17 protein-coding genes are annotated in these 16,026 nt (G+C 65.0%); 9 read left to right on the top strand and 8 right to left on the bottom strand.

The window, feature by feature from the left end; translation table 11 throughout:
* Positions 1 to 411: 411 nt before the first annotated feature.
* Complete coding sequence (locus EI28_RS05505; RefSeq protein WP_048113325.1) at positions 412 to 2,160, bottom strand: PAS domain S-box protein; 1,749 nt, start codon at positions 2,158 to 2,160, stop codon at positions 412 to 414.
* 74 nt (positions 2,161 to 2,234) lie between these two features.
* On the opposite strand from EI28_RS05505, the gene EI28_RS13980 reads away from it, so the two are divergent.
* Together EI28_RS13980 and EI28_RS05500 are read left to right on the top strand one after the other, a co-directional pair.
* Positions 2,235 to 2,372, top strand: coding sequence for a hypothetical protein (locus tag EI28_RS13980; RefSeq protein WP_155937260.1), 138 nt, complete (start codon positions 2,235 to 2,237; stop codon positions 2,370 to 2,372).
* A gap of 29 nt (positions 2,373 to 2,401) precedes the next feature.
* Entirely contained in the window at positions 2,402 to 2,989 is a 588-nt protein-coding gene (locus EI28_RS05500) for a nitroreductase (protein WP_231476605.1), read from the top strand.
* A gap of 276 nt (positions 2,990 to 3,265) precedes the next feature.
* On the opposite strand, the gene EI28_RS05495 is transcribed toward EI28_RS05500, so the two are convergent.
* On the bottom strand, positions 3,266 to 4,321 hold the full coding sequence (locus EI28_RS05495) for a S1C family serine protease (protein WP_048113324.1): 1,056 nt from the start codon (positions 4,319 to 4,321) through the stop codon (positions 3,266 to 3,268).
* A 147-nt stretch (positions 4,322 to 4,468) separates the two neighbouring features.
* On the opposite strand from EI28_RS05495, the gene EI28_RS05490 reads away from it, so the two are divergent.
* Positions 4,469 to 5,167, top strand: coding sequence for an alpha/beta hydrolase (locus EI28_RS05490; RefSeq protein ID WP_048113322.1), 699 nt, complete (start codon positions 4,469 to 4,471; stop codon positions 5,165 to 5,167).
* On the opposite strand, the gene EI28_RS05485 is transcribed toward EI28_RS05490, so the two are convergent.
* Positions 5,139 to 6,020, bottom strand: a complete 882-nt coding sequence (locus EI28_RS05485) for a glycerophosphodiester phosphodiesterase family protein (protein WP_231476604.1) — start codon at positions 6,018 to 6,020, stop codon at positions 5,139 to 5,141. The genes EI28_RS05490 and EI28_RS05485 overlap by 29 nt on opposite strands.
* Positions 6,021 to 6,058: 38 nt before the next feature.
* Positions 6,059 to 6,304, bottom strand: a complete 246-nt coding sequence (locus EI28_RS05480) for a DUF2795 domain-containing protein (protein WP_231476603.1) — start codon at positions 6,302 to 6,304, stop codon at positions 6,059 to 6,061.
* A 311-nt stretch (positions 6,305 to 6,615) separates the two neighbouring features.
* Here EI28_RS05480 and EI28_RS05475 point away from each other — a divergent pair, with 311 nt between their 5' ends.
* Positions 6,616 to 7,410 (top strand): ABC transporter substrate-binding protein, encoded by a 795-nt coding sequence (locus EI28_RS05475; RefSeq protein ID WP_048113318.1) that lies wholly within the window; start codon positions 6,616 to 6,618, stop codon positions 7,408 to 7,410.
* A 37-nt stretch (positions 7,411 to 7,447) separates the two neighbouring features.
* A complete protein-coding gene (locus tag EI28_RS05470) occupies positions 7,448 to 8,593 on the top strand; it encodes a DMT family transporter (RefSeq protein WP_369792256.1) in 1,146 nt (381 codons plus the stop codon).
* 13 nt (positions 8,594 to 8,606) lie between these two features.
* On the opposite strand, the gene EI28_RS05465 is transcribed toward EI28_RS05470, so the two are convergent.
* Positions 8,607 to 9,641: a 6-phosphofructokinase gene (locus EI28_RS05465; RefSeq protein ID WP_048113314.1), complete on the bottom strand. Its 1,035-nt coding sequence runs from the start codon at positions 9,639 to 9,641 to the stop codon at positions 8,607 to 8,609.
* Positions 9,642 to 9,645: 4 nt separating this feature from the next.
* The gene (locus EI28_RS05460) at positions 9,646 to 10,566 is read right to left on the bottom strand and encodes an aldolase (RefSeq protein WP_048113313.1); all 921 of its coding nucleotides are present in this window, start codon (positions 10,564 to 10,566) and stop codon (positions 9,646 to 9,648) included.
* A gap of 255 nt (positions 10,567 to 10,821) precedes the next feature.
* Here EI28_RS05460 and EI28_RS05455 point away from each other — a divergent pair, with 255 nt between their 5' ends.
* Genes EI28_RS05455 through EI28_RS05445 form a run of 3 tightly spaced genes read left to right on the top strand, consistent with a single transcriptional unit; the run spans position 10,822 to position 12,953 of the window.
* Positions 10,822 to 11,499, top strand: a complete 678-nt coding sequence (locus EI28_RS05455) for an amino acid ABC transporter permease (RefSeq protein ID WP_048113311.1) — start codon at positions 10,822 to 10,824, stop codon at positions 11,497 to 11,499.
* Between the two features lie 3 nt (positions 11,500 to 11,502).
* Complete coding sequence (locus EI28_RS05450) at positions 11,503 to 12,258, top strand: amino acid ABC transporter ATP-binding protein (RefSeq protein ID WP_048113309.1); 756 nt, start codon at positions 11,503 to 11,505, stop codon at positions 12,256 to 12,258.
* Between the two features lie 8 nt (positions 12,259 to 12,266).
* Complete coding sequence (locus tag EI28_RS05445) at positions 12,267 to 12,953, top strand: amino acid ABC transporter permease (RefSeq protein WP_048113307.1); 687 nt, start codon at positions 12,267 to 12,269, stop codon at positions 12,951 to 12,953.
* A 41-nt stretch (positions 12,954 to 12,994) separates the two neighbouring features.
* Here EI28_RS05445 and EI28_RS05440 read toward each other — a convergent pair whose 3' ends face one another.
* Positions 12,995 to 13,750 carry a DUF5518 domain-containing protein gene (locus tag EI28_RS05440; RefSeq protein ID WP_048113305.1) on the bottom strand — a complete coding sequence of 252 codons (756 nt, stop codon included), beginning with the start codon at positions 13,748 to 13,750 and terminating at the stop codon, positions 12,995 to 12,997.
* Between the two features lie 143 nt (positions 13,751 to 13,893).
* On the opposite strand from EI28_RS05440, the gene EI28_RS05435 reads away from it, so the two are divergent.
* A complete protein-coding gene (locus EI28_RS05435; protein WP_048113303.1) occupies positions 13,894 to 15,735 on the top strand; it encodes an ABC transporter ATP-binding protein in 1,842 nt (613 codons plus the stop codon).
* A 19-nt stretch (positions 15,736 to 15,754) separates the two neighbouring features.
* Here the strand turns inward: EI28_RS05435 and EI28_RS05430 are convergent, their stop codons facing one another.
* The gene (locus EI28_RS05430) at positions 15,755 to 15,946 is read right to left on the bottom strand and encodes a hypothetical protein (RefSeq protein ID WP_048113302.1); all 192 of its coding nucleotides are present in this window, start codon (positions 15,944 to 15,946) and stop codon (positions 15,755 to 15,757) included.
* Between the last annotated feature and the right edge of the window lie 80 nt (positions 15,947 to 16,026).

Below are 16,026 nucleotides of genomic sequence, written 5' to 3'. Positions count from 1 at the left end.
TCCGCAGGAGCGGAGTTCGAGCACCGAAGGTGCGAGGCGCGAACGCAGTGAGCGTGAGCACCGTTAGGTGCGAGGAGGGGCTGACGGGGAGTGCGATGGTTCGTGGAACCGGAGCTCGACCACCGTCAGGTGGGAAGGGGGCTTGCCCCCCTCGAAACTCTTCGAGTTTCTCATGCTCGCTGCGCTCGCACTCCCCTTTGTCCCCACCCCCCTATGGCGATATCCACTGGAAATCCGTGTCATTGTAGCCGAAGGGCTTTCAAAAGCGCGATGGTTCGTAAGTGCGACTACCGTCCCGGCAAGAGTTTGAGCACAGGGTGGTGCGAGTTGTGCAATTCACTGCGATCCACTGCACGGAAACCCCGGTGCAACCACGATCCTATAAAACAACCACGAGGCCGCAACAGCCCTTCAGAGTTCGTACCGCTTCAAGAACTCCCGGATCTTCCGGGACTCCGTCCACTCCCGGTCGAGTTCGCTGATCCGCGTATTGATCCGCCGGACCTGCTCCCGGAGTTTCTCCGCGACCACCTCGTCCTCGAGGAGATCCGCGACCCCCATGACCACCTGGAGCGGGTGGCGGATCCGGTCGGCAAGGAAGGCGAACTGCTCGATATTCCGTTCGGTCATATCGAACGCCTGCTCCCGGAGCCGTTCGTGCAGGATCCGCTCGGAAATATCCCTGCCGACGATCTGGAACCCCACGATCACCTTCTTCTCGACGATCGGCGACTCGTTCAGTTCCAGTATGGCGGTCTCCCCGTTCTTTCGCCTGACCTCGACCTGGAGCCCTTCGACCTGCTCGCCCCGGAGAACTCTCCGCCGCCCCTCTTTCCAGGCCAGAAGGCTCGTCGGAAGGATGTAATCCTCCCAATCTGTTCCCACCATCTCTTCGGGAGAGTAACCGAGGATCCGCTCCATCGCCGGCGAGACATAGTTCAGCCCGCCGTCCAGGTACGACGTGACGATGAGATCGAAACTCCGCTGGGCAATCCCACGGAACTTCTCCTCGCTCTCCTCGAGCGCCGCTTCCACCTGCAGCCGCTCGATGATCCGGCCGAGCCGCTTCGTGACGGAGTCGAGCAGCATCTGCTCTTCCGGCAGGAACGGCCCTTCGCCGCCCTCCGGAAACTCCGCGAGGTAGCGCACCTCGACCTCGCCGACCCGCCTGCCGTGAACGACGATCGGGCTCTCCTGTTTCCAGGGGGTATCCGCCGGATCGCCCCGGTAGTAGTCCCGGCCGTCGACGGCGATCCGCACCCCGGTATCGTCCGGGTACTGCCATCCCATGGGAAGGGTATCGGCAACCGCCTGCAGGAGTTTATCGAGCGTCATCCCGGGCGTCTCGACAAGATGCGCGATGGTGTACAGGCACTGGAGTTCGTCCATCCGTTTCTTCAGTTCGTGCGTCTTCTCCCGGAGCGCCACCTCCACCCGGTTCCGTTCGGTCACGTCGAAGGCCGTCCCGGCAACGCCGACAACCTCTCCCTCCGCGTCCCGAAGCGGTTTGAGCGTCAGGTCGCGGACACGCCGCTCGCCTGCGACGGTGAATGTCACCGCAGCCCGCACGGTCTCTCCCGTCTCAAGAACCCGCCGTTTGAGCGCGGCAAGATGCCCGGCGTTCTCGGGAAAGGCATCCTCTTCGCGCATGCCGATGATGGACGTATCCGTGGACCCCAGCTGCTGGTTGTACGACCAGATGTAGCGGAGTTCTTCATCCTGCACAAAGACGACCACCGGGGACTGGTCGAGCGCGGCCATGAAATGATGCGCATCCAGATCCGCGGTGGCGTCCCGGATCTTGATGAGCCGCTGCCCGGTCACGGCGAAAGCCTGTTTGCTCGATATCGAGAGCCAGCGCTGGGTGCCGTCGGGTGTCCGGGCACGGCAGAGAAGAGAAGGCAGGTCCGCGCCGTTCTCAAGGACATGACGGAGCAGCCGCACGGAATCGTCGTCCTCGATGATCGGCAGGAAGTATGCGTCGAGAAGAGAACTCATCTCCATCCCGATGGCGTCCGCCTGCCGGATACCGAGAGTCCGTGCGAGGGACGGGTTATACCAACTGACCTTTCGGTCTTCGCTTACCACAAGAAGTCCGTCTTCGAGAGCGTTGAGCACCGCACGATCAAAGGGTGCCCGATCCTGGTGCGAGTCCGTCATTTCCCACCGGCGCCGAGATACAGTCGCTGTAGTGGTTGTGCTCCGGGGACACTAAAAAGATTACTATCCGATTATTGGACGAAAAGCAGGTTTTCCACGACCTCCCGGACGATTGCGCGACGTTTACGGGTTCCCGGGGGAGCAGGCAGAAGGCCCTGAAGGAGATGCTTGCAGGCGGGGGGACCCGTGAAGCGCGCCTCGCCAAGGTATAAATACCCCCGGCGGGCCATAACCGGAGTCCATGATGACGGATACCGAGTCCATCGAGATCTTCGCCGTGATCCGGGAACGCCGGAGTGTCAGGAACTACACCGACCAGGACGTCCCGGACGAGGGCCTGAGAGCGATCATCACTGCGGGCATCCAGGCCCCGACCGCCCTCGGGCTTCAGCCCTGGCAGTTCGTGATCGTGAAGGATCGGGGCCTGATGCGGCGGGTATCCGACTACTGCAAACCAATCCTTATCGAGAAGATCGGAGAGGAGGCCCGACCAGGGACGGAAGAGTTTCTCGCGGCGCTCAAGAACCCCGACTTCAACATCTTCTACAACGCCCCGGTGCTGATCCTGGTCCTCGGCGCCCGGGAAGCCGTATCGAGCGTCCTCGACTGCGCGCTCTGCGCAGAGAACATGATGCTTGCCGCCTGGGCGCTCGGTATCGGCAGTTGCTGGATCGGTTCGGCGGCTCTCGTCCAGCAGAACCCCGATCTCCTCGCGGCGCTGAAGGTTCCGGACGATCACCAGATCGTGGCGCCGCTGATCTTCGGGTATCCCGGTCCCCTGTCACCGAAAGCGGCGCGCCGGGAGCCCCGGATAACGTGGGTTCCCTGACCGGGCCGGTGGTGACCGCAAAGGGAAGCAGTTATCGCGGACTTCGCGCTCTTCGCACCTCGAAGCCTAACGGCTTCTCATGCTCCGGACATTGTCCGTCGCGCCTCGAAGCCTAACGGCTTCTCATGCTCCGGACATTGTCCGTCGCGCCTCGGAATGTCGCTCTTCGCGTCCTTCGCGGCTTCGCGTGAGATAACGTACAAAGAGAAGGACAGGTCCTCACGCGAAGAACGCGAAGCCGCGAAGACCTGTTCGGTTGTGAGTTCCGCCCCCGCTTCACCCGGCAGCAGTGCACGCGGCGGCTTCCGCGGGGACGATCGGGAGCGTGAGGTGCCGCCGGTCCCGGACAATCTTCAGGGTTGCCGGTTCCGCGATGGGCCAGGCGGCAAGGAACCGGTGCAGGTCGTCGACGCAGGTCACGCAGGTATCGTTGATCGCCACGATCAGGTCTCCCGCCCGGAGCCCGGCCCGGCCGGCGGGGCTGGCCCGGTTCACCGAGACGACCTCGACCGCCTGGTTCGCGGCGAGGCCGAGCGCCAGAGCAAGGTGCTGCGGGAGCGGCTGCGATTGGCCGGCGATACCGAGGTAGCCGCGCCGCACCCTGCCGTCGGCGACCAGCTGCGGGAGAACCCACGAGGCGGTGTTCGAGGGGATCGAGAAGCAGATGCCCTGCGCCATCGGGATGATGGCCGTGTTGATCCCGATGACCCGGCCGCGGGAGTCCACCAGCGGGCCGCCGGAGTTGCCGGGGTTCAGGGGAGCGGTGTGCTGGATGATGTTCTCGATCAGGCGGCCGTCCCGGCTCCGGAACGCCCGCCCGAGAGCGCTCAGGACTCCCGTCGAGACGGTCGAGTTAAAGCCGAGCGGGTTGCCGATGGCTATCGCGAGCTGGCCGGCCGCGAGCTTCCCGGAGTCGCCGAACGACGCGTAGGCGAGATCCCCGGTATCGGCGCGGAGCACGGCGAGGTCGGTCGCCGGATCCGCCCCGGCCAGGCGTGCGGGAAGAGCGATTCCGTCCGCCGTGCGGACCTCGATCCTCCCCGCCCCCTGCACCACGTGGTTGTTGGTCAGGATGTAGCCTTCCGGCGACACGGCCACGCCCGAGCCCGCTCCCACCTGTTCGCCGCGCCACCCATTGGGATTCTTCCCCACGACCACGCTCACGACCGCGGGGCCCACGGACTCGACGACCCGGACGACGGCGCGGGAGTAGGCGTCGAGGAGGTCGGCATCGGACTCGCCGGGATCGGGGATCGCAGCGTGCTGTTCCGGGACGGATTCCAGAGGAGATCCTTTTGTGTGCCGGAAGAGTCTGTGTTCTATTTTATCCATCGTAGTTTATAATTTGTAATCAATAGTAATGTACTTTCCGCACGGGTCTATGAACGCTGCCGCCGTTACGCGGGATCGCTCCCGGCCCGGGCGCGCACAAACCTCCCTGCCGCAAAGGACAAATAGGCCCGATCTCTATTGCTCCCCATGCTCGGGACGGCTGCAATTGAAGTGGAGGATGCGAAAATCGACGTGCGTCCAACGGATATCCGGCGATTCCCACAGGCCGGCGAGGCCTACGACACCGTGGAGATTGCGACCGACCGGGGGACGACCGTCTGCCGCTACTACGAAGCGCAGGGAGCCCGGAACGGCGTCGTCATGGTGGGCGGAACCGGCGGCGGGTTCGATACCCCGGCACGGGGACTCTACCCGCGGCTGGCAGAGGATCTCCCGAACCACCGGATCAGTGCGCTCCGGGTGCAGTACCGGCATCCGACCGACCTCGTGGAATCGGCCTTCGACACGGTCCTCGGGCTGCGCTACCTCGAGAGCCGGGGTGTCGCGGCCGCCGGGGTGGTCGGGCACTCGCTCGGGGGAGCGGTGGCGATCCAGGCGGCGGCGAACGTCCCGGCGGTCAGGGTCGTCGTCGCCATTGCCACCCAGGCCGCCGGGACCGACCCGGTCGCCGCCTTCGCCGGCCGTGCGGCAATCCTCCTGGTGCACGGGGACAGAGACCCGGTTCTCTCCCATCGCTCCTCGGAGGGGGTCTACCGGCGTGCCGGTGAACCCCGGCGGCTGGTCGTCTACGAAGGAGCGGGGCACACCCTCGACGAGGCGGCCGGGAGCCTCTACGTCGAGGTGAAGGCGTGGCTCCTCAAGCACCTCCCGGGGACGCTTGTCTGACCGGGCGCTCCGCGGCCAATCCCTCAAGGTAACGCCGCGCAGCGCAGGGGTCGTCGCTTGAGAACCCGTCGATGCCGAGCCGGAGCGCTTCACGGATATCGTCCTCCGTGTTCAAGAGCCAGGGAGCGACAAGCAGCCCGACCGCGTGCGCCTCCTTCACCAGTTCGCGCGAGACCCGGTCCCATCGCGGGAGGATGAGGTCGGCCTGCACCGAGCGGGCGAGCGCTACGGGATCGCCGGTCTCCTCAGAGTAGATGAGGCCCGCCTGCGCCCCGGGGAGGAGTTTCTTTGCCGTCGCAACGCTTGCGGGGTGAAACGAGACCAGAAAGAGCCGTTCCGGCATCATCTCCATGAGCGCCGAGACGACGACCGCTTCCGTCCCGGGCTCCTTGATCTCCACGACAAGCCCGGTATTACTATGGACGAGGCCGAGAATCTCCTGGAGCGTCGGAATCCTCTCGCCCTCGCCGGCGTCCAGTCCGGCCAGGTCTTCGACGGCATACCCCTTGACCGGCCCGGTCCCGTTCGTCGTCCGGTCGACGGTTGCATCGTGGATCGCGACCACAATACCGTCCCGCGTGAGGCGCAGGTCGACCTCGACGAGATCGGCGCACGCCATACCCCTTCGGAGAGCCCTCAGGGTGTTCTCCGGCCCGAGCGCCCGCGCCCCCCGGTGTCCGATGATGAACATGCGGCGCCATGCACCGGGTGACCAGATATAGATGACGGGTCGCGGGCCTTTCCGGCAGAGCGAACCGTGCCCTTGAAGCGCTCCCGGGTACGGTGCGGCCCGGCTGCCTGCATGGCTCCCGGCACGGAGCGCCGCCCTGAGAAACGATTCCTTCCGGGGCAAGTGCCGCCTCCGGCGCCTGTGTGCGGCTGAAAAAAGGGTTATTTCTGCTGGACCTTCTGAAACTCTGATTTGATGTCTTCCTGGCTGTTGTACTGCTTATCCTCAAACTGGTTCAACGCATCAAGGAGGCCCTGGGGTGCTCCGCTCTCCTTCGCCTGGGAGATAAGGTTGTCTTTCGATGCGGGGAAGTTGATCTTCGACGTGATCTGTTCGATGATCCGGGGGTCGAGTTCCTGCAGGGACCCGGCGACTTTCGACATCCCGCCCGTGGCGGATTCTTTCATGCCTCTCATGCTGCTCACCATCCATATCTGCGCTTCCCTTCCGGGAGGCGGCCTCAGAGGAGGTAAGATACGATAAATACCTATCGGCCGTACTGCGGCGGGGATGGTTGCTCCGTGCCGGCCGGAAGCGACCGGATCCTCCTGCGGTGAACGGCGGCAGAGCGCCGGAGGCCGCACCGGTCCGAGCGGAAGGGCGGCAACGGCGGGGATTTGACCCGGGATAAGAGATTTCGCTGGCTGTCAGGCCAACCGTCTCTCCGGCAGCGCCAAATCAAAAGGTTAATTTTACTCGTCTAACTAATCCCTTCCTTATGAAAATGCATGGCATTCTCACGCTGCTTGCATGTATCGTCGCAGTGCTGGCAGTCGCAGGTGCAGGGTGCACCGGCACGACCGAGCAGACCAACGGAGCGGAACTGAAAGACTCCTACATCGTCGGTATCGACGGCGCATATCCTCCCTTTAGCTACATCGACAAGGACGGGAACGCCCAGGGATTCGATGTCGATTCCATGAGGTGGATCGCCGAGAAGAAGGGCATCGAGGTGACGTTCATGGCGGTCGACTGGGACGCCATCATCCCGACCCTCCAGGCGGGGAAGATCGATATGGTCTATGCCGGGATGTCGATCACCCCCGAGCGGCAGGAGAAGGTCAGCTTCAGCAACCCCTACTGGTCGATCAACCAGGACGTCGTAGCCCGCGAGGACTCGAACGTGACGCTTGATGAGGTCCTTGCCGGAAAGGTGGTCATCGGAGCGCAGCGGGGATGCACCGCCGCCATCTGGATCGAGGACAACCTGATCGAGACCGGGAAGTTGCCCAAAGACAACCTGAAATACTACCCCGACACACCGGCTGCCGTCAGTGACCTCGAGATCGGCAGGATCGACGCGGTCATGTACGACGACGTCTCCATCCAGGACATCATCGAAGGCAAGCCGCTGAAGACCATCGGCTCCGTCGAGACGCAGGAGCAGGAACAGTTCGGCGTCGCTATCCGCAAGGAGGACACCGCGCTCCTCGAGTTCATGAACGAGGGGATCGCGGAACTGCAGGCCGACCCCTACTGGGAAGAACTCAAAGAGAAGCACAACCTGGCGTAACCGGGGACGATTCGTCCCCCATTTTTCTCGACATTCAATCATCCCGGAGGCAACTCCCCTGTACCCGCGCAAACCCGCCGCCGTAGAGAACGGATCCACCCTGACGCAGTACCGGACACCCGTCCTCTGTGCGCTGGCGACGGCGGTCCTGATCGGCGGGAGCGCCCCGTTCACGAAACTCCTCCTCGCCGATATCGGGCCGCTCGCTCTCGCCGCACTGGTCTCGCTCGGAAGCGGCTGCGGCGCACTGCTCTTCTCCCTCGCCGGAACGGCGGCGGGCACCCGGCGGAGCCACGTCGAGGCGCCGCCCGGGAGGAACGAGATCCCCTGGCTCATCGGCGTGACGCTCTTCGGAGGGCTTCTCGCACCGGTCACCCTGGTGTACAGCCTCCCGGGAACGCCTGCGGCGACGGCGGCCCTCCTCCTGAACTTCGAGGCCGTTGCGACGACGCTGATTGCCGCGACGATCTTTGGCGAGTGGGTGAGCCGCCGCGTCTGGGTTGCGCTCGGGTGCATCACCGCATCGTGCCTCCTCCTCACCTGGAACCCGGCCGCCGGACTCGGCCTCTCCCTCCCGGCACTCGGCATCCTGCTCACCTGCCTCTTCTGGGCGGTCGACAACAACCTGGGACAGCGGCTCTCGGCGAAGGATCCCCTCCTCGTCATCTCTGTAAAGGGGATCGGCGCCGGCACCGTCACGCTCCTCGTCGCGCTCACCGCCGGGGAGCACCTCCCGGCCACGGCCACGGCTGCCGCCGCCATGGCGGTCGGGTTCCTCTGCTACGGGGGCCTGACGAGCATCCTCTTCCTCCTCGCCCTCCGGGGCATCGGTGCAGCCCGGGCGGGTTCGCTCCTCGCCGTCTCCCCGTTCTTCGGCGTCCTCTTCTCGCTCCTGCTCTTCGCCGAACTCCCGGCGGGCGCCTTCTACGTCGCGCTGCCCGTCATGGCGCTCGGGGCCTGGCTGATGGTCTCCGAGGAGCATTCACACCCCCACCGGCACCCGGCAACCGTCCACGAGCACCGTCACCGCCACGACGACCTCCACCACGATCACGACCACGAGCCCGGCGATCCGCCGCTCTCGGCGGCCGGGGAGCACTCCCACGTGCACGCCCATGCCGAACTCGCACACGAGCACCCGCACCAGCCCGACATCCACCACCGGCACCTGCACCGACGGTAGGGTCCGGTGCCGCTTATCCCCCGTAGAAGATGCTCGCAATCTCGTAGAGATCCATATTCACCGTCTTGAGATTCGCCACCGCCTCCTCAAGCGGGACCGCGACGATACTGTCCCCCCGGAGCGCGACCATCTTCCCGAAATCCTTCTCCTTGACGAGATCCGCCGCCGCCACCCCGAACCGGGTCGCGAGCACCCGGTCGTGCGCCGTCGGGGACCCGCCGCGCTGGATGTGCCCGAGCACCGTCACCCGCACCTCCATATCGAGGCGCTTTTCGAGCTCGTCGCGCAGGAAATTCCCGACACCGCCGAGGGTCACGTGGCCGAACTCATCCGTCCGGGCGGACTGGGCAATCGCCTCCGCCATCCCCTCCGGCTGGGCGCCTTCGGCGACCACGACGATGCTGAACTTCTTTCCCCGCTCATAGCGCGCCCGGAGGTGGTGGGTGACCTCGTCGAGATCGAACGGGATCTCCGGGATGAGGATCTCGTCTGCTCCCCCCGCGATCCCGGCCACGGTTGCGATCCACCCGGCGTGCCGGCCCATCACCTCCACGACCATGACCCGGTGGTGCGACTCCGCCGTGGTGTGGAGGCGGTCGATCGCCTCGGTGACGATGGCGACGGCGGTATCGAACCCGAAGGTGTAGTCGGTCGCGCCGACGTCGTTGTCGATGGTCTTCGGGACCCCGACGACCGGGATGCCCATCTTCGAGAGTTTGTTCGCGACGCCGAGGGTATCCTCGCCGCCGATCGCGACGATCGCGTCGATCCCGAACTTCCTGATGTTGTCGCGCAGCCGCTGGACGTCGGCCTCGTTCTTGAAGGGGTTCGTCCGCGACGTCCCGAGGATCGTCCCGCCCTTGGGGAGGATCCCGGTCACCGAGTAGTCGGTGAGCGGCTCGACGTTCCCGGCGACCAGCCCGTGCCATCCGTCCCGGATCCCGATCGCGTCGAACCCGTGCTTCGCCCCCGTCCGCACGACCGCCCGGATCACCGCGTTCAGGCCCGGACAGTCTCCTCCTCCCGTCAGTATGCCGACCGTCGTCATACCCTCACTTACCTCCCTCGTAGATCCCGACCGCCTCCTCGACACCCGCATCGTCGAGGGTGATCGCCGATATCGCGTTGCAGAACCGGACGGCCTCGTCGAGCGGGCGCTGGTGAATGTTCCTGCCGGTCGCGTTCCCGACCGTGCCGCCGACGTGAATCTGGTCGTAGAGCTGCTGCAGGAACTCCGGCGCGTCGGCCTGCGATCCGCCCGCACAGACGACGCCCGTCCTGCCGCCGGCCGCCGCCGCCTCCCGGAGCATTGCGGCGTCGATCGAGCCGCCCGCCTTCGGCGGGTTCACCTTTGCGAAATCGCTCCCGAGGGTCGCCGCGACGCCCGCAGCGCCCGCGATCAGGTGCGGGTCGCGTTCGTCCTTGACCGCCTTGCCCCGGGGATACATCCAGAGCACGGTGATGAGCCCGTTTGCGTGCGCGTTGTTGACGATCTGCGCCGCCTGGTAGAGCATCATCGGTTCGTACTCGCTCCCGAGGTAGACCGTATACCCGACACCGAGGATCGCGAGCCCCGTCCGGTCGCGGAGGTCGACGACCTGCCGGACGAGATGGAGCTCCGAGCTGAGCGGGTCACGCTGGGCGGTTCCGACCAGGTTGGTCTTGGAATTGAGCTTGACGAGGTAGGGCACGTCCCGGTAATCCTCACCGTAGCGGGCGATCATCCCGAGTTGCGTCGCAAAGACCCCGATCCTCGCCCGGCTCGCGATCCGGAAGAGGTGTTCGGGATCGGCGTCGTCGGGATGGATGCCTTCGCCGTAGAAATCGTCGTTGAGGTGCTCGACCTTCTGGTCCCCGGCAAAGAGCATCAGCCTCCCGGTGCCGTGCGTGATTGTCCGGTAGTTCTCCCGGTACCTCTCCTGCTCCTCGGAGGGCACATCGAGAGGGATCCGTATATCGGGTGCAGGTGACATACCCCTCTTCCCCCTCCCCCACATACTTAAGTGTTGCTGGAGCCCGCTGGAGCGTGGCGTGGAGGGCGTTTGCAGCGGATACGGTCGAATCCGCCTCCGGGAATAAAAACGTCCCGCTACGGCGAGCGGCCGTCCTGCTCAACCGGGGCGGATTTGACAACGTTTATTTTGCTCTCCGTCAGATTCATGCATAGAGTACCCGGCGCCGTTCTTCCGGCCGGAGACAGTGCCGTGCAGTGATTCAGGGATAGCCAAATGGACGTTTTGCCGATACTTCTCGACTGGTTACCGTATCTCCTTTCAGGCATCGCCTCTACCCTCGGCCTTGTCCTCGCCGCCCTCGGCCTCGGAGTCCTTCTCGGACTGCCCATGGCGCTCGGCCAGGTCTACGGGGCGCGGCCGGTCCGGTGGGTCGTCGGGATCTACGTATGGTTCTTCAGGGGCCTCCCCATCCTCGTCCTGCTCTTCCTCTTCTGGTTCGGCATATTCCCGGCAATCGGGCTCGGTGAACTCTCGGCGTTCGTCGTCGGGGCGGTCGTGCTGGGCCTCCGGGGGGCGGCCTACCAGTCCCAGATCTTCCGGGGTGCCATCCAGTCAGTCGGTGAAGGGCAGATGATCGCGGCGCGGTCGCTCGGGATGAGCAGGCTCACCGCCATCCGTTCGGTCATCCTCCCCCAGGCGGTGCGCATAGCGCTCCCGGGCTGGTCGAACGAGTACCCCAACATCCTGACCGATTCGGCGGTCTGCTACGCGATCGGGGTCGTGGAACTGCTCACCATTACGTCGCGGATGGTTACGCAGACCCACATAACGATGCCGATCTACCTCGCTGCAGCGGGGATCTTCATTGTCCTGAACTACGGGGGGCTCAAACTCCTGCACAGGCTGGAGAAGAGGATAGCAATCCCGGGATTCGGAACCGGAGCGATGTAGAGCATGAACAACAACGACATTGTGTTGAGAGTCGAGGACATACACAAGTCCTTCGGGGGTAACGAAGTGTTGCGGGGAGTCTCGTTCGACGTTCGCCGCGGCGAGACGAAGGTCTTCATCGGCCCCTCCGGGACGGGAAAGAGCACGCTTCTCCGGTGCATCAACCAGCTGACGCCGCCCGACCGCGGGACGGTCTGGCTCGACGGGGAGGAGGTCACGAACTCGGGGGCGCGGATCAACTACTTCCGGCAGAAGATCGGGATGGTCTTTCAGAACTTCTTCCTCTTCGACCACCTCACCGCCGTCAAAAACGTCGAACTGGCGCTCCTGAAGGTCAGGGGCATGGGGAAGGCGGAGGCACGCGAGAAGGCCCTCACCGAACTCCGGCAGGTGGGGCTGGAGGACTGGGCCGACCACTACCCGGCGGAACTCTCCGGCGGCCAGGCCCAGCGGGTATCCATCGCCCGGGCGCTTGCCATGGACCCGGACGTCATCCTCTTCGACGAACCGACCTCCGCGCTCGACCCCGAACTGACGAGGGAGGTGCTCGAGGTCATGAAGAAACTGGCCCGCAACGGGATGACGATGCTCGTCGTCACCCACGAGATGGGGTTTGCCTGCTCGGTTGCAAACGAGGTTCTCTTCATGGAGAACGGCGTGGTTGCCGAGCAGGGGTCGCCGGACCTGCTCCTGCATGACCCGCGGTTCACCCGGATGAAGGACTTCATCGGCCGGATCGATTCCCGGATGGATGATTGAGGAGCGGCATGGAACAGGCAGTATTCTTCTTTGAGATTCTCCTCCCGGCGCTGATGCAGGGCCTGGTCGTGACATTGCAGCTGATCGCGTGCTCCGCCCCGTTCGGTCTCGCGCTCGGGATCGCCGTCGCGGTGGGAAGGCAGTACGGCAACCCCGTCATATCCTGGCTCTGCAAGACGTATGTCTTTCTCATCAAGGGTACGCCGTTGCTCCTCCTTCTCTTCATCCTCTACTTCGGGCTCCCGTCGATCGGGATTACCTTCACCGCGTTCGTGGCGTCGGTGGTCGGATTTATCCTCTGCAACGGAGCGTATAACGCCGAGTACATCCGGGGCGCCCTCATATCGATCAAGGAAGGCCAGATGGTTGCCGCCCAGGCGCTCGGGATGACCCGGTGGCAGGCGATCAGAAACGTCATCCTGCCGCAGGCGCTCTGCCGGGCGATACCGGGGCTCTCGAACGAGTTCATCTACCTGATCAAGTACTCGTCGCTTGCCTACATGATCACGGTGATCGAACTCTCCGGGGCGGGGAAACTGGTGGCGACGAAGTATTTCACCTACACGGAGTCGTTCGCGGCCGTCGGCATCGTCTACCTCGTGCTGGTCTCGATCACGACCATCGCCGTCACCATTCTTGAAAAGAGAGTGGCCGTTCCCGGGACGGCCAGGGCGACCCCCTCGGCCCAGTTGTAACTTTTTTCAGTGGAGACCTCTCCAAAAACAGCCGTAATCTCTTAACCATCCCGGGGACCCGGCCGTACGACCGCACCGGCAACCCCGGCGACGGTCCCGAGGAGCGGGAAGAGCAGTCCCAGCGCGATCGCGGCCATCCCCGCGAGCCCGGCGACGAACCCCGTGGCATGCGATGCCGTCCAGAGGAATGGGATCAGGAAGATGCCGGTCCCGAAAAGCCCCGCGACAAGCCCGGCCTCAAGGCCATCCTCCGGTCTCGGCCCGGCAGAGTACCCCGCGATGAATCCGCCGGCGAGCGGAGGGGCCAGGATCAGCGGGCCGAGAAAGGCGATGACGAGAGACGAACCGCCGATGACGGCCGTGCCGATTCCTATCCCGAGCCATCGCCTCCGCTCGCCCGCCCCGTTGCCGCCTCTCCGGGATCCGTTTCGCACCGCCGTCCCGGCCGCCCCGCCGACGGCGTTGTAGGGGAGGAGGAGTGCCGTGAGGATCAGAGCGTAGAAGCCGAAGGTCATCCATGGCGGGGGATACTGCGGACTGCTCTCTACCAGGCTCATGAGGGCTGCTCCGGAGGCTATGGCAAGGGCCACGAGCACCCCGCAGATGGCACCGGCAACGGCCCCGTCCCTGACCCTGCCCCGGGTGAAGAGACCGGCGATGAAACCCCCGCCGAAGAGGAGCGCCACCGTCATGATCGGGGCCGGGAGGAGACCCAGCCAGCCGAGAAGAAAAACCGCACCGACCACCAGTGCGCCCGGAACCGCCCCGGAGAAGCGGCCGGCGTTCAGCGATACCATATGGAGCCCTCACCACGCCACACAATAGCCTTTCTGGTTTGCCCCGGCCTCCGTGCCGCAGGTATTATACGCCAGAACGATATGGGATTGCAACGGAGACCCGGCAGAAGACCGGAGTGCGCTCCTCAACGGGGACCCATACCATGAGCATCACAGACTGCTGCCGGCGCACCGTCGCCTTCACCCGGGATATCATGCGCCAGCCGGCGAAGGCGACGAGCGATCTCGGGTTCTCCGACCTCGCCTTCTTCCTCCGGTTCGCCCGGCCGATCAGGATGGTGGGCGTGCTGGCCCTCGCGGCGACCGCTCTCGTCTCGGCGGCAAAGACCGTGCTCCCGCTCAGCATCAAGTTCTTCATCGACAACATCCTGCTCGGGGAGACCCCGGCCCCCGATACCCTTATTGCAGGTGCCGGCGGGCTCCTCTCCTCGCTCGATACCCTCATCGCCGCCCTCCTGGTGCTCGGGCTCTTCACCGGCGGCATGGACCTGCTGCGGAACTACTGGACGGCCCGGTTCCGGGAAGGCTACGCCTTCAACCTCCAGACCGCTCTCGTCGAGCACGTCCTGGGTTTCCCGCTCTCCTACTTCAAGTCGCAGCAGACCGGCTACATCATGTCCCGCCTCTCCGACGACGTCCAGATCCTGCAGTACACCGTCTCCCAGTACCTCCCCCTGATCGTCGCAAACGGCCTCTACGTCGCCTTCACCCTCGCCGTCCTCTGCATCCTGAGCCTGAGGCTCACCCTCGTCGTCGCCGCCTTCATCCCGCTCTACCTCCTGGTCAACGCAGTCTTCATCCGGCGGATCCGCGCCGCCACCCACCGGGAGCGCGAACGGCAGGCCTACGTCTCCCGCGACATCCAGGAGGTGATCTCCGGCATCGACACGGTAAAGACGCACGCCGCCGAGGAGCGGGAGGTGCACCGGGTCTCCGGGACGCTTGCAAAGATGGTCGATGCCCGGATCAGGAACACGATGCTCTCGGCGTTCTCCGAATATTTCAGGATCGGCACGATGTCGCTCATGCTGATCGCCGTCTTCTGGGTCGGCGGGAACGAGGTGCTCACCGGCAGCATGACCGTCGGGGACTTCGTCGCGTTCGCGGTCTACGTCGTGACGTTCGCCCCCACCGTCAACACCTTCTTCGCCTTCCCCGTCGTCATGCAGCCTGCGGCGACGTCCGCCGCCCGCCTGCGCGAACTCTTCTCGATGGACGAGGAGCCGGCCGGCGGCGGGGCCGTGCCCGCCGCGGTGCAGGGCAGGATAGCGTTCTCCGGTGTCCGGTTCGGATACACGGAGTCGGAACCGGTTCTCGCGGACGCAAACCTCGTCATCCGTCCCGGCGAGGTGGTCGCCGTCGTCGGGCGAACGGGTGCCGGGAAGACGACGCTCGTGAACCTGATCCTCCGGGCATTCGCACCGCAGGAAGGCACGATCACCCTCGACGGCCGCGATCTTGCATCGCTCGACCCCCGCTGGCTGCGGCGGCAGGTATCGCTCGTCTCGCAGGACCTCTTCCTCTTTCACACCACCATCGAGGAGAACATCCGCTACAGCAGACCCGAGGCCACCTTCGAGGAGGTCGTCAAAGCCGCACGGAAAGCGCAGATCCACGACGAGATCACGGGGTTCCCGGACGGATACCGGACGGTCGTCGGGGAGCGCGGAACCCAGCTCTCCGTCGGCCAGCGGCAGCGGGTCGCCATCGCCAGAGCGTTCCTCAAAGACGCGCCCATCCTCATCCTCGACGAGCCCACGTCCGCGCTCGACATGCAGACCGAGGAGCAGATTCGCCGGACGCTCCGGCTCCTGGTCCGGAACCGGACGACCATCCTCGTCTCCCACCGTCCGTCGCTCCTGACACTCGCCGACCGCGTCCTCGCGATCGAAGGCGGGCGGGTGCGGGAACAGCAGGGAACGGATCTCCCGCCGGGACACGATACCGGCCGCATACGCCGCCCCGGCCAATCCACGGCCACGTGATCCGCCGGGTTCACCCCGGCTACCCGACCGGATGACCCGCGGCCCGGAGAACGGTTACGATGATAAGGTAGCCGGCAACGGTTCCGGCAAGCGTCACTGCGACGGCAATGAGGCCGCCGCCCCAGTGCATGCGGCTCCACCACCCCGCCGCGCTGCCGATGAGAAACGAGGCGAAGATGATGAGGATCTCCCGCCGATCAAGCGTTGCCATAATCCGGAGAGTTATCGGCGCTCTCCGCCCATATCGTTTGCCCTACCTCGAACAGCAGGAATATAACCACCGGCATCGTC

The sequence above is a fragment of the Methanoculleus sp. MH98A genome (assembly GCF_000691865.1).
Classification (GTDB): Archaea; Halobacteriota; Methanomicrobia; order Methanomicrobiales; family Methanoculleaceae; genus Methanoculleus.
This window is presented reverse-complemented; position numbering and strand designations above follow the sequence as displayed.